We start from the raw sequence: 17,991 nt of genomic DNA on the forward strand, positions 1-17,991 counted from the left end.
TCGTGATCGCTCGTCACCACGAGCCCCGGCTGCCGCAACGCCGAATCCTGCCAGCGGCCGTACGGGAACAGTCGTCGCGTCAAGCGCCGTAGGCATCGACTCACTCGGGCGTGAGGCCTCACCCCACCTTCTCGATCAGGGCCCGGCGGATCAGGAACTTGCCGGGCTCACGGACCTGTTCGAAGGCCGCGTTGTTGAGCAGCGCACAGCTGCCGGAGACCGAAGTGACCTCCACCGTCGTGGACTTGTTGTTGTCCAGGTTGGTGACCTTCAGCTTCGTGCCGGCCGGGAACTGGTTGCTGGACGCGGCGGGCGCACCGCCCTCGCCGGAGAGCGTGACCGTGGAGCCGTTGCACACCTGCTGCCCGGAGGCGGCGGCACCGCCCCCGGCGTCTCCCGCGGGGGCGGACTCGGCGGGCTGCGACGGCTGGGCCGAGGCCGCGGGCGGCTGGGCCGCCTCGGCGGGCTGCGACGGCTGCGCGGTCTGGGAGTCCTGAGCCGACTCCCCGACGGCGCACCCCGACGCCTCCTGCTTCCGCTTGATCTCCGCGACGACCGCCTCGCGGTTGGCGATCCGCGCCTCGGACTGCGCGTCCGGGTTGGCCCGCTGGTCCGCGATGAACTTCTGGTTGTTGCCGAGGGCGGTGGCGAGACCCAGACAGACCGTCGACTCCGACGCCGACTTGGGGGTCGGAGCGGCGTTCGACGTGCTCGCCATGACGAAGGCCCCGCCTCCCGCCACCGTCGCCGCGCTCACCAGCAGCGCGATCTTCTTCTTCGTGCCGAGAGTTCTCCTACGCGACATGCGCGCCTCCTGAAGAGGTAGGGGAGGGTACGCCGCTATGTACGAGATACCGAACGAGGTTACTCAGCGGTTGCAGGAGTCACTCAAGTGACCTGCACCACACGAGGGGTGGCGGCCGGTCAGCGTGACAGGGCGTCCCGCACGGCCTCGTCGGTGCGGCCGACCACGGCCGTACCGTCGTCCGCCGTGATGATCGGGCGCTGGATCAGCTTCGGGTGCTCGGCGAGAGCGGTGATCCAGCGGTCGCGCGAGGCGGCGTCCCTCGGCCACTCCTTGACTCCGAGTTCCTTGGCGTCGGCCTCCTGGGTGCGGGTGATGTCCCAGGGTTCGAGACCGAGGCGTTCGAGCACGCCCCGGATCTCGTCCTCGCTCGGCACGTCCTCCAGGTAGCGGCGGACGGTGTAGTCGGCGCCCTCGGCGTCGAGCAGCGTCAGGGCGCTGCGGCACTTCGAACACGCGGGATTGATCCAGATCTCCATGCGCACACGGTACGCGCCGACCGGCTTGTTCGAATTTCCGGCGCCCCTCCCGTACCTCGCGGACCTGCCGTGACACGGTGCCAATTCCCATGCCCACCAGGGCTTTTACGGGGCCTTGTGGACTCCCTGTTGTCAGTGCCGGGCGGTAAACTGTAAGCAGTGTTCGAGGGTGGTGCCGGGGATGACGACGTCCTCGGTGAGCCGCCCGACCGCGACAGGAGGATGCCTGTGCCCGCTGCCGCCCTGAAGTCGAAGCCGTTGCCCACCCAGTCCACCGCGAAGCGTCCCGTCCTGCTCGACCTGCCGTACGCGCCCGTGGAGAAGCGGCCGCTGCCGCCGGGCCGGCCGCGCCAGTGGTACGTGACGCACAACCGCCGTCTCAAGGCGATGCGCCTGGCCATCGCCCTGCTCGACTCGGGCGTCTACATGCCGAACCAGGCCCGCAACGAGACGATCCGCGACACGGCGGAGCAGATCGGCGTCCACCCGCCGTCGGACACGACGTGCCACATGGTGCGGGCGTTCATGCGATACGCCCGCTGACCCGTTCCGGTCCGAGCGCCGGCCACCCCGAACGACGGGGCGCCCGGCGCTCGTTCATGCCGCCCGGCCGGGCGCCGTGAACACCGGCGGGTTCAGACGGGCAAAGCCCTCCTGGCGCTCGTAGGGGAAGTACGGGTAGGGCGCCGGGCGGTGGCTCGCCGCGTCGAGCTTCGCCACCTGCTCGGGGGTGAGGCTCCAGCCGACGGCGCCGAGGTTCTGGCGCAGCTGCCGCTCGTCCCGGGCGCCGATGAGGACGGAGGACACGGTCGGCCGCTGAAGCAGCCAGTTGAGGGCGATCTGCGGCACCGCCTTGCCCGTCTCCTCCGCGATCTCGTCCAGTGCGTCGACGACGTCGTAGAGGTGCTCGTCGGAGACGGGCGGGCCGTAGCCGACGGTGCGGTGCAGGCGACTGCCGGGCGGGAGTGGTGTGCCGCGGCGGACCTTGCCGGTGAGGCGCCCCCAGCCGAGCGGGCTCCAGACGATCGCGCCGAGGCCCTGGTCGAGGGCGAGCGGCAGCAGCTCCCACTCGTAGTCGCGGCCGATCAGGGAGTAGTACACCTGGTGCGCCACGTAGCGCGGCCGGCCGTGCCGCTCGGCGGCCGCGAGGGACTTCATCACCTGCCAGCCGGAGAAGTTGGAGACGCCGGTGTAGCGCACCTTGCCCGCCCGGACCAGTGAGTCGAGCGCGGACAGCACCTCTTCGACCGGCGTGCCGGCGTCGAAGGCGTGCAGCTGGAAGAGGTCGATGTGGTCCGTGCCGAGGCGGCGCAGGGCGTCCTCGCAGGCGCGGATCAGCCGGGAGCGGGAGGAGCCCGCGTCGCCCGGTCCGTCACCCGTCGGCAGGCTCGTCTTGGTGGAGACGATCACCTGGTCACGCCGTCCCGCGAGGGCTTCTCCGAGCACTTCCTCGGAGGCGCCGGCGGAGTAGACGTCGGCGGTGTCGAACATCGTGATCCCGGCGTCCAGGCAGATGTCCACCAGACGGCGCGCCTCCTGTGCGTCGGTGGTGCCCCACGCGCCGAAGAGCGGCCCTCGCCCACCGAAGGTGCCGGCTCCGAAGCTCAGTGCCGGGACCATGAGCCCGGACGCGCCCAATCGCCTGTACTCCATTGCGAACCCCTCTCGGCAGCGACCCCTCGTTAACGGGTCTGCGGTTCCGTTAGTGGTCACTAAGGTAGCAGGGTGAGGTCACTAATGGAACAGGAGTGCCGTTATGGCTGACGGGGGCGAACCGGGGACCGTACGGCCCGGAGGGCGCACGGCGCGGGTGCGCGAGGCCGTGCTGCGAGCAGCCGAGGACGCCCTGACCGAGCAGGGCTTCGCCGGCCTCGACCTGGCCGACGTCGCTCGCCGCGCCGGTGTGGGCAAGACGACCGTCTACCGCCGCTGGGGGACGGTCGCAGCGCTCGTGGCCGACCTCCTCCAGGACATGGCCGAGCAGTCCGCGCCGCGCACCGAGACCGGCTCGCTGCTCGGCGACCTGACGGCCAACGCCCTCCTGGTCCGGCGCACATTGACGGACCCACGGCAGGGGCCGCTGTTCAAGGCGCTGATCGCCGCCGCGGCCGGCGATGCGAGGACGGCCGCGGCACTGCACCGCTTCTACGACATCCGCGTCAGGGAGTGGGCTCCCTGTGTCCGGCAGGCCGTCGACCGGGGCGAGGCGCCCGAAGGCACCGACGCGCACGAGGTGGTCCGCGCGGTGTCCGCCCCGCTGTACTACCGCCTGCTGATCAGTGGGGACCGGCTCGACGAGGCCACGGCCACCCGGGCCGCCGAGGCCGCGGCGACGGCGGCGCGAGCGGGCGTGTACGTCACCGACCGGGGGAGGAAGGCCTGAGGGGCGCTGCCAGGGGACGCCGTTCAGCCCGTCGCCGGCTCTTTTTCCAGCGGCGTGCGGAAGCGCGGGCGGGCGTGTACGTCCTGGGCAGGGGAGGAAGGCCTGAGGGGCGCTGCCGGGGGACGCCGTTCAGCCCGCCGCCAGCTCCTTCTCCAGCGGCGTGCGGAAGCGCGGCGTGATCCTGGTCGTGTCCAGCCATCCGCTCAGCCGCTCCGCCTCCGACTCGATCGCCGCGAGGGCGTCCCCGCCGATGCCCTCCTCGTCGAGGATCCGCCAGACGATCTCCCCGTCCGGCCGCTGCGCCCAGCCGCCGACCACCCGGCCGTTCCACCACACCGTCGGTCCGACGTTGCCACTGCCGTCGAACAGCCGGGGCCGCAGCTCCGGCGCGAGGTACCAGTCGCGCTGCTGCCACCCCATCGCCGTCGGATCGAGGCCGGGCAGCAGCGCCGCCCAGGGCCCCTCGGGCCCGGCGACCGGGTCGGCGTCGCCCTCGGTGACGTACCCCGTGCCCTCGTCCAGCGACACCGCCTCCGCCCCGATCGTGGCCAGGGCCTTGCGGACCTCCGTCACGCGCCACCCGGTCCACCACTTCAGATCGGCCTCCGTCGCCGGGCCGCACGCGGCGAGCCACCGCCGCAGCAGCTCGGCCTGCGCCCCGGCCGTGTCCAGCTCGGGATGCTCGGGCGCGACCGCCCAGCGGAACCGGCTCGACGTCCACGAGCCGACCGGCCGGCCGCGGACGACCTTCCCCTCCACGCCCAGCACCCTCAGCAGCCGGGTCGAGACCGTGTGCAGCCCCTCGTAGCTCTTGCCGGCCGCGTACACGAACTGCTCCCGCAGTCGCGGCTCGTCCTCGGCGAGTTCGGCGGCCGTCGCCTGCCCGCGCCGGGCGAGCGCCGCCAGCGTCGACTCCTCGACCTCCTTCAGCCAGGCCGCGTCCGGCGCACCGGCCGCCGCCATGTGCTTGAGCAGCGAGGCCCTCTCCCGGGCGGCGACGGCCAGCCCCGTCGAGGCGTGCACGACGGCGGTCAGGTCGCCGGGGAACACGAACACGGTGTGCCGCATGCCGTGCATCCGCACCAGACGACGGTCGTCGTACAGGGCCCGCCCGGTCTCCTCCACCGTCCTCGCGGGGTCGGCGAGCCGCGCGCCCACGGCCAGGTACACCGTCGCCGGGTCGGTGCCGTGCAGCGCGACCAGCGAACCGGCGACCTCCTCGGGTGTCCCCGCCCGTGCCTGCCCGGCCAGCCGCTGCCGCAGCGCGAGCCGGGCCCGCCGCTCCGCCACGCCGATGTACCGCACCCCGCCGCCCATGCCGGCCTCCACTCCTCGTGTCCCTTCGGCCCGGCCGCGTCAGAGCGGACGCCACCGGCCAGTCGTTTCAGGAATACCGCTCCAGCAGCCCCGTCACATACGCCTCCAGCCGTCCGGCCAGGACCTCCGGCGTCAGATCGGACCGCCCCAGCTCCCGCCACGGCCCCGCGAGCTTCGCCGCGTCGGGTACGTAGGCCAGCGCGTCGAGCAGCCGCCAGTACAGATGGTCCGGGCCGTCGGCCAGGCGCCGCCCGCCCTGTGCCGCGTAGCGCTCCCGGAACCCGAGGCCGCACTCCGGCCCGTGCAGCAGCGCGAGCGCCGTCGAGCAGTGGGCGACGTCGAGGTCGGCCGGCCCCCACGACGTCTCCACCCAGTCGACGACCCCACTGATCCGCAGGCCGGTCCCCGAGCCCGTGAACAGCACGTTTCCGGGGTGGAAGTCCCGGTGCAGGAAGCAGCCGTCGTAGGGCGGGGGAGTGCGGCGGATGACGTGCCCCGCCCGTTCCCAACCCGTCGGGACCGCCGCCGGCGAGATCCACGTCTGGTACGCCCGCGGCCGTTGCCGGGGGACGACCCGGTGGATCCGCGCCAGCTGGGCCGCGAGCAGCTCCACCCGGGCGTCGAGGTCCTGCTCGTCGACCCGGACCCGCCCCGGCAGGACGGACATCAGCAGGGACGGATGGTCGCAGTGCTCGCCCGTCGCGTCGACGCCGATCAGCTCGGGGGCCGGCACGCCCTCCTGCTGCGCCAGCAGCGCGAGAACCTCCGCCTCGCGGGCCAGCAGCCCGGGCGCGTGCCGCCGGAAGAAGGGCTTCACGAAGGTCCGCAGGGCCAGTTCGGTGCCGTCGTCGAGGGTGAGCCGCCGCATCTGGGCGCTCCAGCCACCGGTCAGAAAAGCCGACTTGTCGACGGTACGGCCTTCGGGAAGCTGCTTGGCCACCCACCCACGGGTCGCCGTCCAGCCCTGCTCACCGAGCCCGGTCAGGACCGCGGTGACGAACTCGCGCCGGTCGTCGGGGTGATCACGGAGCCACAGGCCCAAGCGGTGCCCGGCGTCGGGGAGTACCCGGTGGGTGAACTGCGCGCGACGGGCCAGCGCCTCGGAGAGGGCCTCCGTCACGGCAGGCGGAATGACCTCGTCCGTGCCCGGCACGACCAGCACGGCCCGCCCCTCGTACGCCCGCAGCACGTCGAGGGCGGGGGAGGCGCGCCAGCTCCCGGGGCGGCGGATGAGCTCGCTGAACCGCCCGTCGCCCGCGCCGAACGGCACGTCCCACGCCTCGCCCGCGTACACGGCCGGCGCGCACAGCCCCAGGGCCGCCACCCGGTCCCCGTAGTGCCGCACGAGATCCGCCACCGTGTGGCCGCTCATGCTGAACCCGACCAGGACCAGCGGCGCGTCCACCCGCGCGCGGGCGTCGATGACGGAGACGGCCTGCTCGAAACGGCGGCGCAGGCTCAGCTCCCGCAGCAGACCGGTGCTCTCCCCGTGTCCCGAGAAGTCGAAGGCGAGGGCGTGACAGCCGTGGGCGGCGAACTCCGCCAGCCACGGCACCAGTCGCTCCTTGCTGCCGTTGCCCGCGCCGTGCAGCAGGACGACCGTCGCCCGGGCCGGCGCACCGCCGCCGGTCGACAGCCCCTTGAGCCGTTCGCCGCCGACGACGTGCGTGAAAGGGATCAGCTCGCTCATCCGGCCATTCACTCACGTGACCCACGGCCCATGAGGGGAGTTCACAGTCCCGGCGCCCCCCACACCGGGAACCAGCGGCCCAGGTCCTGCTCGATGCGCAGATCGCCGGAGAGCGCGGCCCGCACCTGCAGTTCGAGTGCGTTGTCGCGCCGCTGCGTCCCGTCCGGCAGGGGCGCGAACGGATAGAAGGTGCCGCGCTTGTAGAGGTAGACCAGCGCGAGCCGCCGGCCGGAGGAGTCCTCGAACCCGGCCAGCGAGCACAGCAGCTGGGGGCCGAACCCGTTGACCTCCATCTGGCTGTTCACGGCGTGCAGGTCGTTCACGAGGTCGGAGAGCCGGGCGGGGGCACGGCGCGAGACCAGCCAGGAGTAGCCGTAGTCGTCCCGCCGCAGCTCCACCGGCGGTCCGTCGCGGTCGATGTCGGCGTCCAGCAGCGCCTGCACTTCGCGGTGGGACTGCTCGAAGGCCGCGCCCTCGACCGAGGCGAAGCAGACCGCGCCCCGGCCGGTCGGCGTGAAGCCGGCCGCCGCCTCCAAGGTCACGGCCGCCGAGGGCAGCGCGAAGAGCCGGTCGAGGTCCGCCACGACCGGTTTCGTCCGGCCGAGCAGGATGTCCAGCAGCCCCATGCGGCGGTCACCCCCCTCCCGGTGCCGCCGCCTCGCCCAGCTCGGCGGAGATCCGGCCCAGCTGGTCGAGCCGCTGCTCCAGGCTCGGGTGGGTCGAGAAGAGCCGTGCGACGCCGGGCTCACGGCCCAGCGCCGGTGTGAAGTAGAAGGCGTTGAAGGCCTGGGCCGTGCGCAGGTCCTTGGTCGGGATGCGGGCGATGTCGCCGGAGACCTTGGTGAGCGCGGAGGCCAATGCCGAGGGGCGGCCGGTGAGCAGGGCCGCCGCCCGGTCCGCGGCCAGCTCCCGGTACCTCGACAGGGCCCGGATCAACAGGAAGCTGAGCGCGTACACGGCGGCGGACACGCCCATCACGGCGGCGAAGACCGCCGCCGTGTTCTGGTCCCTCCTGCCGCTGCCGAACAGCTGCGAGTAGAAGGCGAACCGCACGAGCAGCCCGGCGATCACCCCGAGGAACGACGCGACCGTGATCACGGCGACGTCCTTGTGCGCCACGTGCGAGAGCTCGTGGGCTAGAACGCCCTCCAGCTCGGCCGGCTCCAGCCGCCGCAGCAGGCCGGTCGTCACACAGACCACCGCGTGATCGGGGTTCCGCCCGGTCGCGAACGCGTTCGGCATGTCCATCTCGGACACGGCGACCACCGGCTTGGGCATGTCGGCGATGGCACACAGCCGGTCCACGACGCCGTGCAACTCGGGATACTCCTCCCGCTCCACGACCCGCCCGCGCATGGCGTACAGCGCGATCCGATCGGAGAACCAGTACTGCGAGCCGAGCAGCGCCGCCGCGATCACCACGACGAGCACCCACGACTTCAGCAGCACGATCAACGCGGCGACGAACCCCACGTACAACAGCCCGAGCAGGAACAGCGTGACACCCATGCGGGTGGTCAACCGCCGGTCGCTCCGGAAGCGGCTGTGCATCTGCCTCACCCCGCAGTCACGCACTCGTCCCACCGCCAGTGTGCACCGGCCCCGCTCATGAACGGGTCGTGCGCATCCCCAGAGCGGGCAAAGGCGTCACTCGCCCGCGGCCACCGCATAACCGGGCACGGACGGCCACCGCACCGTCAGCACGACCGACTCCTCCTCGGCGACCCACGAGTGATCGACGCCGCGCCCCCACACGACATAGTCCCCCTGCCGCTCCAGCAGCACACTGCGCCCGGGCAGCTCCACCCGGAACCGCCCGCTGATCAGCACGAGCAGCGCGGTACGCGCCTCACCCCGCACCCACTGCGCCCGCTCGTCACCCGGAGGATGCACACCCCACTTGATCTCCACGTCCTCGCTGTGCCGCGGATCCCCGGCGTCCTTGAAATGCCCGAGAATCCAGCCCCGGTCCAGCGCCGCGTCCTTGCCGGCGTTCCCCACGTACACACTGTCACTCACGCCGCCGGACGCTAGCAGCCCGCCCCGGCCCCGCGACCGACGCGCGCACGCACGCCCCAGCCTCTCGCCTCGGCGAGCCGGAGCGCGGCGACATGGACGTGCCGGGGCCGCTCCGCTGCGAGCCGCTCCCGCAACCACGCCTCGGGCAGCAGCGCGGCGGACGGCAGCAGCGCGGCCGTGGCCATGACCGCAGGGTGTCTAATACGGCGCCCGGAAGTTGATGTACCCCAGCAGCACGATCACCGCCGCCACGCAGCCCAGCACCACGGCGGTCGAGATCCAGGAGGAGCGGCGGCGGGAGCCGACGTGCTCCGGGTCGGCACGGAACGGCACCGGCCCGGGCGGGTCGTGCTTCCAGCGCGCGGCGAGCATCCGGGCCCTGGCCGAGGGCTCCTTGTGCTCGGCCCCGTCCGCCCATCTGAGGTCGAACTCGCGCTCCTGGTCGTCCTGTTCGTGCTCGGGCATCCCCGCTCCACCCCCGTGAGGTCCTCACCCAAGAATAGAACAAACGCCCGCGCCCCCGCTGTCGGAACAACAGCGGGGGCGCGGGCGTGATACCTCGATCAGGCGTCGATCACACGTCGAAGTACAGCTCGAACTCGTGCGGGTGCGGACGCAGCTGCAGCGGCGCGATCTCGTTCGTGCGCTTGTAGTCGATCCACGTCTCGATCAGGTCCGGCGTGAACACGTCGCCCTGGAGGAGGAACTCGTGGTCGGCCTCGAGGGAGTCGAGGACGGCCGGGAGTGAGGTCGGGACCTGCGGGACGCCCGCGTGCTCCTCGGGGGCCAGCTCGTAGAGGTCCTTGTCGATCGGCTCGGCCGGCTCGATCTTGTTCTTGATGCCGTCCAGACCGGCCAGCAGCAGCGCCGAGAAGGCCAGGTACGGGTTGCCGGAGGAGTCGGGCGCGCGGAACTCGACGCGCTTGGCCTTCGGGTTCGAGCCCGTGATCGGGATACGCATCGCGGCGGAGCGGTTGCGCTGCGAGTACACCAGGTTCACCGGCGCCTCGAAGCCCGGCACCAGGCGGTGGTACGAGTTCACCGTCGGGTTGGTGAAGGCCAGCAGCGACGGAGCGTGCTTGAGGATGCCGCCGATGTAGTAGCGGGCGGTGTCCGACAGGCCCGCGTAACCGGCCTCGTCGTAGAACAGCGGCTGGCCGCCGGTCCACAGCGACTGGTGGACGTGCATGCCCGAGCCGTTGTCACCGAAGATCGGCTTCGGCATGAAGGTCGCGGTCTTGCCGTTCTGCCACGCCACGTTCTTCACGATGTACTTGAAGAGCTGCAGGTCGTCGGCCGCGGCGAGCAGCGTGTTGAACTTGTAGTTGATCTCGGCCTGGCCGGCGGTGCCCACCTCGTGGTGCTGGCGCTCCACCTGCAGGCCGGCACGGTCCAGCTCCAGGGAGATCTGGGCACGCAGGTCGGCGAAGTGGTCGACCGGCGGGACCGGGAAGTAGCCACCCTTGTAGCGGACCTTGTAACCACGGTTGTTCTCGAGGGCGCCGGTGTTCCACGCGCCGGCCTCGGAGTCGATGTGGTAGAAGGACTCGTTCGCGCTGGTCGCGAAGCGGACGCTGTCGAAGACGTAGAACTCGGCCTCCGGACCGAAGTACGCCGTGTCGGCGATCCCGGTGGAGGCGAGGTAGGCCTCGGCCTTCTTCGCCACGTTGCGCGGGTCACGGGAGTACTGCTCACCCGTGATCGGGTCGTGGATGAAGAAGTTGATGTTGACGGTCTTGTCGCGGCGGAACGGGTCGACCCGGGCGGTCGACAGGTCCGCGCGCAGCGCCATGTCGGACTCGTGGATGGCCTGGAAGCCGCGGATCGAGGAGCCGTCGAAGGCGAGCTCCTCGGCCGGGTCGAAGGCCGATGCAGGGATCGTGAAGTGCTGCATCACGCCCGGCAGGTCGCAGAAGCGGACGTCGATGAACTTGACGTCCTCGTCCGCGATGAACTTCTTGGCCTCGTCGGCGTTCTGGAACATCCAGCTCCTCCTACTCCCGACCGTCCCGCCGGGGTGGTAGTTCGTTCGTGCTGCCAGTGCGGGTGGCACACGCTGACCTCGACCCTAGGGACGGGTGGTTTCTCGGGCGTGACTCATTTGTTTCGCACAAGTTAACCGGCTCACCCTCCACCGTAGTCCGGACACACCCCGCCGTGCCCTGGTCATTTACGGGCGCAGTACCGTGGACGGGTGGACAACAGGCAAGCACTCGGATCGTGGCTTTCCGGGCCCCGCGCGGCCGCGGAAGAGGCCGGTGTCGACTTCGGATACCGGGGTGAGCAGCTCGGTCTGCCCGAGGAGGGACCCGGCTCGATCGCCCGCCCGGGCCGCCGGCTCGGTGCCCTCGCCGTCGACTGGGGTCTGTGTCTCCTGATCGCATACGGTCTCATCACGCAGAGCTACAACGAGGCGGCCCAGATCTGGGCGCCGCTCATCATGTTCGCGCTGATGGTCCTCACGGTCGGCACGATCGGCTTCACCCCCGGCAAGCGCCTCCTCGGCCTGCGGGTGCTCGCCCTGGACACCGGCCGGGTCAGCCCGTGGCGCGCCGCCCTGCGTACGGTCCTGCTCTTCCTGGCGATCCCTGCGCTGATCTGGGACCGCGACGGCCGGGGCCTGCACGACCGGCTGGCCGGCACGGTCGAGGTCCGCATCTGACCGAAGCTCGAACCGGCAAGGACGAAGCTCGAACCGGCAAGGACGAAGACCGACACGAACGAGGGGCGCCCGGTGTGATCCGGGCGCCCCTCGTTCATGTCGTGTGCGGGTGTCAGCGAGCCTTCGGCCCGCCCTTCGGCAGGCGCATGCCCTTCGGCATCGGCCCCTTCGGCAGCGGCATGTTGCTCATCAGGTCACCGAGCGCGCGCAGCCGGTCGTTGGTGGCCGTGACCTGCGGGCCGGTCAGCACGCGCGGGAGCTTCAGCATGGTCGTCCGCAGCTTCTTCAGCTCGACCTGGCCCTCGCCCGTGCCCACGACCAGATCGTGCACCGGGACGTCCGCGACGATGCGGTTCATCTTCCGCTTCTCGGCGGCGAGCAGGGTCTTCACCCGGTTCGGGTTGCCCTCGGCGACCAGGACGATGCCGGCCTTGCCGACCGCGCGGTGCACCACGTCCTGGTTGCGGTTCATCGCCACCGCGGGGGTCGTCGTCCAGCCCCGGCTGATGTTGTCGAGCACCGCCGCCGCGGCACCGGGCTGTCCCTCCATCTGCCCGAAGGCGGCCCGCTCGGCCCGGCGCCCGAACACGATCGCCGACGCGAGGAAGGCGAGCAGGAGGCCCAGGATGCCGAGATAGATGGGGTGACCGATCAAGAAACCGATCGCGAGGAAGACACCGAAGGTGACAATTCCGACTGCCGCGAGTACAAGACCGATCTTCTTGTCGGCCCTGCGGGTCATCTTGTAGGTCAGGGCGATCTGCTTCAGTCGCCCGGCATTCGCAGCGTCCGCTGCAGGTTCCTTCCTCGCCATGCCACGAAGTCTACGTGGCCCCACAAGCCCCGACGACGGCAGTGTCCGCGGGTGCCCCTGGGGGAGGGCCCGGGGTCAGGGGCGGACGGACAGGGACTGCTCGATGACGCGCTGCGTCTCGACCCGGTCCTTGGCACGACGGCGGTCCTCCAGCACGGAGGTCCAGGCGTTGCGGCGGGCCGTGCGCTGACCGCTGCTCATCAGCAGCGACTCGACGGCACGCAGGGCGGTCGTGAAGGACGGGATCGCGGTGGCGCGGACGGGCGGCGCGGCCTGCATGGGTGAGGTCCCCCCTCGGTACGGGTGTACGTGCTGTGAGTTCAGCGTCACTGATTGGTGTTACCAGGGCGTGACCGGCCGGTCAAACACCCATGAAGCCCTGGCGGGGAGTGGTGGAACGCCGACGCGGTCCTGACATGTGCCCTCATCTGCGAGGACGGTCAGGACCGCGTCGAATCAGCCGCTACCGGCGGGTAGTCTCTTGTGCGCGAATTCACACGCTTGTCCCGCCCCTTGGTGGGCAGGGGTGGTGACGGTTCGTCAGACGGCCTGCGCCGCGATGTGCCCGTCCGCCCGCCGCGGAGCGGCCGAACGCTGCTCCATGGCCATCTGGTAGAGCCGCCCGGCGCGGTACGAGGAGCGCACCAGCGGCCCGGACATCACGCCGGAGAAACCGATCTGCTCGGCCTCCTCCTTGAGCTCCACGAACTCGTGCGGCTTGACCCAGCGCTCCACCGGGTGGTGGCGCACGGAGGGCCGCAGGTACTGCGTGATGGTGACCAGCTCGCAACCCGCCTCGTGCAGCTGCTTCAGCGCGTCGCTGACCTCCTCGCGGGTCTCGCCCATGCCGAGGATCAGGTTCGACTTGGTGATCAGGCCGTAGTCACGCGCCTCGGTGATCACCTTCAGGGAGCGCTCGTAGCGGAAGCCGGGGCGGATGCGCTTGAAGATCCGCGGGACCGTCTCGACGTTGTGCGCGAAGACCTCGGGCCGGGACGAGAAGACCTCCGCCAGCTGCTCGGGAACCGCGTTGAAGTCGGGGGCCAGCAGCTCGACCTTCGTACGTCCGGCCTCGCGCCCCTCGGTCTGCTGGTGGATCTGGCGCACGGTCTCGGCGTAGAGCCAGGCGCCGCCGTCCTCCAGGTCGTCGCGGGCGACGCCGGTGATCGTGGCGTAGTTCAGGTCCATCGTGACCACGGACTCGCCGACGCGGCGGGGCTCGTCGCGGTCGAGCGCCTCGGGCTTGCCGGTGTCGATCTGGCAGAAGTCGCAGCGCCGGGTGCACTGGTCGCCGCCGATGAGGAAGGTCGCCTCGCGGTCCTCCCAGCACTCGTAGATGTTGGGGCAGCCGGCTTCCTGGCAGACCGTGTGCAGGCCCTCGCTCTTCACGAGCTTCTGCATCGCGGTGTACTCGGGACCCATTTTCGCCCGGGTCTTGATCCACTCGGGCTTGCGCTCGATGGGGGTCTGGCTGTTGCGGACCTCCAGGCGCAGCATCTTGCGTCCGTCGGGTGCGACTGCGGACACGACCGGCTCCCTAGCGATTGATTCTTCGGCGTCCTCTAGCGTACGCCCGTTGATTTGAAACCCGGCGGTGGTCTCCTGGCCCCTGAGGGCTGCCGCCCCCGGGCCCCCGCTCCGGCCCTTGAGGGCCTCGTCCTCAAACGCCGGACGGGCTGACGGCTGCCGGTGCTTTCTCGATCTCCCGGGGCTTCAGCTCCGCGTTCTCCAGGACCTCCCGCAGGTGACGCTCGACGACCGGCAGGACCTCCTCGATCGTCACGTCCCGGCCGAGCTCGCCGGCCAGCGAGGCGACGCCCGCGTCGCGGATGCCGCACGGGATGATCCGGTCGAACCACTTGTTGTCGGGGTTCACGTTGAGCGCGAAGCCGTGCATGGTCACGCCCTTGGCCACGCGGATGCCGATCGCGGCGATCTTGCGGTCCTCCCGGCGCTGGCCCGCGTTGGACGGCGCGTACTCCGGGCCGTTCATGCGCGGGTCGAACTCCTCGTCGTGCAGCCGGGGGTCGAAGTCCAGCGACAGTCCTCCCCCAACCTCCGGCCGGGGGGACCCCCAGGCGGGGCGCCGCTCGACCGGGTCGCCCAGGATCCACACACCGCTGCGGCCCTCGACCCGGCTCGTCGCCAGGCCGAAATCGGCGCAGACGCGGATCAGGGCCTCTTCCAGGCGGCGTACGTGCGCCACGACGTCCACCGGGCGCGGGAGCTTCTGGATCGGGTAGCCCACCAGCTGGCCGGGGCCGTGCCAGGTGATCTTGCCGCCGCGGTCCACGTCGATGACGGGCGTGCCGTCGAGGGGCCGCTCGTTGTCCGCCGTGCGCCGGCCGGCCGTGTAGACCGGGGGGTGCTCCAGGAGCAGCACGGTGTCGGGGATCTCGTCCGCGAAGCGCGCCGCGTGCACCCGGCGCTGCTCGTCCCACGCCTCCTGGTACTCGACGGCCTCGTCGCCGAACCCCATGCGGACGAACCGCAACTCACTCACGGCAAGCGCCTCCCTCGAACGGGTGTGTAAGGCACGTATCGCGCCCTGGCCACTGTACGTCCGGCCCGGACGCGTCAGTCCCGGGGGCAATCCTCACACGATCGGATGAATGTCCCCGAAAATGTGTGATGGGGTGCTTACTCTCCGCTACATTCGCGCCGTTCAGCAAGGCATAAGGCCTGCTCACAGGCAATCCGCGCACATCACGAAGGCCGGAAGGCAGGAGACCGCACCGCAGATGACGGAACGACCCGCGCAGCGCACCCCCAACCGACAGCTCGCCGCGCTCATCGCAGAAGCGGGGTTCTCCAACGCGGGACTCGCCCGTCGCGTGGACCAGCTCGGTCTCGAACACGGGCTTGATCTGAGATACGACAAGACATCCGTCACCCGGTGGCTGCGCGGTCAGCAGCCCAGAGGCACCACCCCGGCCCTGATCGCCGAGGTCTTCACCCGGCGCCTGGGCCGACGCCTCACCGCCCAGGACCTCGGCCTGGACGCCTGCGCCCCCGTCTACGCGGGGCTGGAGTTCGCCGCCACCCCCGAGGAGGCCGTCGACATCGTCAGCGGACTGTGGCGCAAGGACTCCGGCAGCCACGCCGAACTCCGCAAGATTGCCTTCACCCCGGCCGGGCTCGTCGTGCCCAGCCGGGACTGGCTGATCGGCCGGGCCGACGAGAAGGTCGCCCGGGGCGAGATGCCGGTGTCCCGCATCCCGGCGCAGGGCCGCCCCACGCTCCGCCCCACGGCCACGACCGAGCAGGGCTCCCCGTCCCTGCCCCGCCGGCGCGGACAGGCCGAACGGGGACCCGGCCAGAAGGTCACCGCCGGCGACATCGCCGCCCTGCGCTCGGTCGGCGAACTCTTCCGCACCCTCGACGACGCCTACGGCGGCGGCCACGCCCGCCAGGCCCTCGTGCGCTACCTGGAGCACGAGTGCGAGCCCATGCTGCGCGGCACCTACGGCGAACAGACCGGCCGCCGGCTGTTCGCGGCCGCCGCCGACCTGACCCGGCTCGCCGGCTGGACCTCGTACGACATCGCCGCGCACGGACTCGCCCAGCGCTACTTCGTGCAGGCGCTGCGGCTCGCCCAGGCGGCCGGGGACCGCACGTACGGGGCCTACGTGCTGGTCACCATGAGCCGCCAGGCCGTCTACCTCGGGCACGGGCGGGAGGCCGTCCAGCTCGCCCGGGTGGCCCAGCAGGGCGTCGGCACCTCCGGTCCGCCCGTCGTCCAGGCCCTGCTGCACGCCTCCGAGGCACGTGGGCACGGAGTCCTCGGCGAGGTCCGGGCCTGCACCGCCGCCCTCGTCCGGGCCGAACGCGCGCTGGAGACGGCCCGGCCCGGCGACGACGTGCCGCACTGGGCGAAGTTCTTCGACGAGGCCCAGCTCGCCGACGAGTTCGGCCACTGCCACCGCGACCTGCAGCAGTTCCGCGCCGCCGCCCAGCACGCCGAGCGCTCACTCCAGCTGCGGGCCCCCTCCTACGCCCGCAGCCGCCTCTTCTGCCGCGTGGTCCTCGCCACCGCCCGCCTGGGCCTCGGCGAACTCGACCAGGCCTGCCAGCTGGCCGCGGAGGCGGCGGGCCAGGCGGCCGAGATGCGCTCGGTGCGGGCGGTGGAGTACGTGAGGGACTTCGAGCGACGACTGGAGCCGTACAAGGACGCGGCGCCGGTGCGGAGTTACCGCGACAAAGTAGCGGCCCTCGGCTGAGGTGCCCTGCTTTCAGGGGCGCGGGGACTGCGCGACGAGCCCCGACGCTCCGGCACCCGAGGAGCACCTAAGCAGCCCGTGGCACGCTGGGCAGCGGATCGGCAACGTGCATGGACCGCCCGACCCTCAAGTCCGCCAAGATCGCCGCGGACGCCCGATGCCCGGAGTGCAGAGCGCCCTGGACCGTACTGGTGTCGCGGTGATCTCCACACACATACAGCCCGGCGATCAACCGCACCGGCCGCCGCAGATCGTGCGGCGGCCGCATCGCCGGCACCGCCTCCACCGTCCGGTGCACGGCCAGCGTCTCCCACCGGGCCGTCGACACCCCGTACAACCGCGCCAGATGCATGCGCACAGCGGTGTCGACGTCCCCGGTGGGCCGCCCGAGCACCGTCGACGACACCAGCGACCGCCCCGCCGGCGCCCGGGTCGGGTCGACCTGGCTGACCACCGCCGTGTGCGCGACCGGCCCGCCGAGGTCCGCGTCGAGCAGCAGTGACGCGCCTGTTCCCGGTGGCTCGTCGGTCGTGTGGTGCACCACCGTCACCGGGTGGAACTCCGGCACCCGCAGCCCGGGCAGCAGCTCGGCGGCGGCGCGCGCGCCCGTCGCCACCAGAACCGCCCTGCACCGGATCTCACCGTGCTCCGCGGTGGTCACCGAGGTCGTCGAGACGGAGGTGACGCGCACACCGGTGTGCACCGTGCCCGGCGGCAGCGTGCGCGCCAGCTGCTCCGGCAGGGCCTCCGCGCCGCCCTCCGGCAGGCACAACCGGCCCCGCGCGAAGGCGCGCAGCGCGAGGTCCGCGCACCGGCTGGACGTCGTCAGGCCCGGGTCGCACAGCAGGGCGGCGAGCAGCGGACGCAGGAAGCCGTCGATCGTACGGGCGGGCAGCCCGCGCGCGGCCAGGGCCTCCCCGGCGGGCAACTCCGGGCGGGCCAGCAGCCGTTCGGCCGGTGTGCCCGCCAGCCGGGTCAGGGCGGCGCCGAGCCTGGCCTGGTCGACGGCCGTGCCCAGCGGAGCGCCGGGCCGGCTGCGGGGGACCGAGACCTGCCGGCCGGGCACCGCCACCGGCCTCCGTGGCGGCCTCGGAGCGGACGGCGACCGGGGCGCACTCGCCAGCGCGCGAACCGCGTGCAGTGCGCCCCTTGCGCCCCCTGAGCCCGGCTGGACGCCGGCACGGTGGTGGCGTCCGCCGCCGTGCAGCAGGACACCGGGCGCGAAGGGCCGCAGCACCAGCCCGTCGAGACCGGGTGTCAGTCGTAGTTCTGGATATGCGGTGGACAGCAACTGGCCGATCCTGTCGAGCCGGAAGCCGTCGACCTTCTCCGTCGCCATGCGGCCGCCGACCCCGTGGGCGGCCTCCAGGACCATGGTGGTCACTCCTGCGCTGGTCAGCCGGTGCGCGGCCGAGAGTCCGGCGACCCCGGCCCCCACGACGACCACGTCCGCCTGGTACGCGGGCTCAAGCACGTGCCCCTCCTCGAGGTTGCGCGGGCGCTGGAGACGTCATGCCCTCAACAGGCCGCAGGGATACGCGAGTTCTGGTCGAGGGTAGGACCGTGATCGGTCGGCGGGAGTCGCGCATCGGCAGGGCACGG

Annotated in this window: 20 protein-coding genes; 4 read left to right on the plus strand and 16 right to left on the minus strand. The window is 71.7% G+C overall.

Annotated elements, in window-relative coordinates:
- Positions 1-118 precede the first annotated feature (118 nt).
- Both ABT116_RS07905 and ABT116_RS07910 read right to left on the minus strand, forming a co-directional pair.
- Complete coding sequence (locus ABT116_RS07905) at positions 119-805, minus strand: SCO2207 family protein (protein WP_351629427.1); 687 nt, start codon at positions 803-805, stop codon at positions 119-121.
- 119 nt (positions 806-924) lie between these two features.
- Complete coding sequence (locus ABT116_RS07910) at positions 925-1,284, minus strand: arsenate reductase family protein (protein WP_351629430.1); 360 nt, start codon at positions 1,282-1,284, stop codon at positions 925-927.
- Between the two features lie 228 nt (positions 1,285-1,512).
- On the opposite strand from ABT116_RS07910, the gene ABT116_RS07915 reads away from it, so the two are divergent.
- Positions 1,513-1,827 (plus strand): hypothetical protein, encoded by a 315-nt coding sequence (locus tag ABT116_RS07915; RefSeq protein ID WP_033312582.1) that lies wholly within the window; start codon positions 1,513-1,515, stop codon positions 1,825-1,827.
- 54 nt (positions 1,828-1,881) lie between these two features.
- Here ABT116_RS07915 and ABT116_RS07920 read toward each other — a convergent pair whose 3' ends face one another.
- Positions 1,882-2,937 (minus strand): aldo/keto reductase, encoded by a 1,056-nt coding sequence (locus ABT116_RS07920; RefSeq protein WP_351629432.1) that lies wholly within the window; start codon positions 2,935-2,937, stop codon positions 1,882-1,884.
- Positions 2,938-3,040: 103 nt separating this feature from the next.
- Between ABT116_RS07920 and ABT116_RS07925 the strand changes: the two genes are divergently transcribed.
- The gene (locus ABT116_RS07925) at positions 3,041-3,667 is read left to right on the plus strand and encodes a TetR/AcrR family transcriptional regulator (protein WP_351629434.1); all 627 of its coding nucleotides are present in this window, start codon (positions 3,041-3,043) and stop codon (positions 3,665-3,667) included.
- A 129-nt stretch (positions 3,668-3,796) separates the two neighbouring features.
- Here the strand turns inward: ABT116_RS07925 and ABT116_RS07930 are convergent, their stop codons facing one another.
- The 8 genes from ABT116_RS07930 to glnA form a co-directional block, all read right to left on the minus strand.
- Entirely contained in the window at positions 3,797-4,984 is a 1,188-nt protein-coding gene (locus ABT116_RS07930) for a winged helix DNA-binding domain-containing protein (RefSeq protein WP_351629437.1), read from the minus strand.
- A 67-nt stretch (positions 4,985-5,051) separates the two neighbouring features.
- A complete protein-coding gene (locus ABT116_RS07935; RefSeq protein WP_351629439.1) occupies positions 5,052-6,674 on the minus strand; it encodes an alpha/beta fold hydrolase in 1,623 nt (540 codons plus the stop codon).
- 41 nt (positions 6,675-6,715) lie between these two features.
- The gene (pspAB, locus tag ABT116_RS07940; protein ID WP_351629442.1) at positions 6,716-7,300 is read right to left on the minus strand and encodes a PspA-associated protein PspAB; all 585 of its coding nucleotides are present in this window, start codon (positions 7,298-7,300) and stop codon (positions 6,716-6,718) included.
- Between the two features lie 7 nt (positions 7,301-7,307).
- Complete coding sequence (htpX, locus tag ABT116_RS07945; RefSeq protein WP_351629445.1) at positions 7,308-8,225, minus strand: zinc metalloprotease HtpX; 918 nt, start codon at positions 8,223-8,225, stop codon at positions 7,308-7,310.
- Positions 8,226-8,321: 96 nt separating this feature from the next.
- Complete coding sequence (locus tag ABT116_RS07950) at positions 8,322-8,693, minus strand: cupin domain-containing protein (RefSeq protein WP_351629448.1); 372 nt, start codon at positions 8,691-8,693, stop codon at positions 8,322-8,324.
- A gap of 11 nt (positions 8,694-8,704) precedes the next feature.
- Positions 8,705-8,878, minus strand: a complete 174-nt coding sequence (locus ABT116_RS07955; RefSeq protein ID WP_351629450.1) for a hypothetical protein — start codon at positions 8,876-8,878, stop codon at positions 8,705-8,707.
- Positions 8,879-8,891: 13 nt separating this feature from the next.
- Complete coding sequence (locus ABT116_RS07960) at positions 8,892-9,158, minus strand: SCO2583/SCO2584 N-terminal domain-containing protein (RefSeq protein WP_351629452.1); 267 nt, start codon at positions 9,156-9,158, stop codon at positions 8,892-8,894.
- Between the two features lie 109 nt (positions 9,159-9,267).
- Positions 9,268-10,677: a type I glutamate--ammonia ligase gene (gene glnA / locus ABT116_RS07965; RefSeq protein WP_351629454.1), complete on the minus strand. Its 1,410-nt coding sequence runs from the start codon at positions 10,675-10,677 to the stop codon at positions 9,268-9,270.
- A 210-nt stretch (positions 10,678-10,887) separates the two neighbouring features.
- Between glnA and ABT116_RS07970 the strand changes: the two genes are divergently transcribed.
- Complete coding sequence (locus ABT116_RS07970; RefSeq protein WP_351629456.1) at positions 10,888-11,355, plus strand: RDD family protein; 468 nt, start codon at positions 10,888-10,890, stop codon at positions 11,353-11,355.
- Between the two features lie 112 nt (positions 11,356-11,467).
- Here the strand turns inward: ABT116_RS07970 and ABT116_RS07975 are convergent, their stop codons facing one another.
- The 4 genes from ABT116_RS07975 to lipB form a co-directional block, all read right to left on the minus strand.
- Entirely contained in the window at positions 11,468-12,169 is a 702-nt protein-coding gene (locus ABT116_RS07975; protein WP_351629458.1) for a DUF4191 domain-containing protein, read from the minus strand.
- A gap of 75 nt (positions 12,170-12,244) precedes the next feature.
- Positions 12,245-12,448 (minus strand): SCO2195 family GlnR-regulated protein, encoded by a 204-nt coding sequence (locus ABT116_RS07980; protein WP_030837456.1) that lies wholly within the window; start codon positions 12,446-12,448, stop codon positions 12,245-12,247.
- A 261-nt stretch (positions 12,449-12,709) separates the two neighbouring features.
- A complete protein-coding gene (gene lipA, locus ABT116_RS07985; protein ID WP_351629461.1) occupies positions 12,710-13,696 on the minus strand; it encodes a lipoyl synthase in 987 nt (328 codons plus the stop codon).
- A gap of 133 nt (positions 13,697-13,829) precedes the next feature.
- Positions 13,830-14,672 carry a lipoyl(octanoyl) transferase LipB gene (gene lipB, locus ABT116_RS07990; RefSeq protein ID WP_351629463.1) on the minus strand — a complete coding sequence of 281 codons (843 nt, stop codon included), beginning with the start codon at positions 14,670-14,672 and terminating at the stop codon, positions 13,830-13,832.
- A gap of 238 nt (positions 14,673-14,910) precedes the next feature.
- Here lipB and ABT116_RS07995 point away from each other — a divergent pair, with 238 nt between their 5' ends.
- Positions 14,911-16,389 (plus strand): NsdA family TPR-like regulatory protein, encoded by a 1,479-nt coding sequence (locus ABT116_RS07995; protein WP_351629464.1) that lies wholly within the window; start codon positions 14,911-14,913, stop codon positions 16,387-16,389.
- A 67-nt stretch (positions 16,390-16,456) separates the two neighbouring features.
- Here the strand turns inward: ABT116_RS07995 and ABT116_RS08000 are convergent, their stop codons facing one another.
- Positions 16,457-17,863, minus strand: coding sequence for an NAD(P)/FAD-dependent oxidoreductase (locus ABT116_RS08000; RefSeq protein ID WP_351629466.1), 1,407 nt, complete (start codon positions 17,861-17,863; stop codon positions 16,457-16,459).
- Positions 17,864-17,991: the final 128 nt, after the last annotated feature.

Source organism: Streptomyces sp. NPDC002130 (genome assembly GCF_040296465.1).
In the GTDB taxonomy this organism is placed as follows: Bacteria; Actinomycetota; Actinomycetes; order Streptomycetales; family Streptomycetaceae; genus Streptomyces.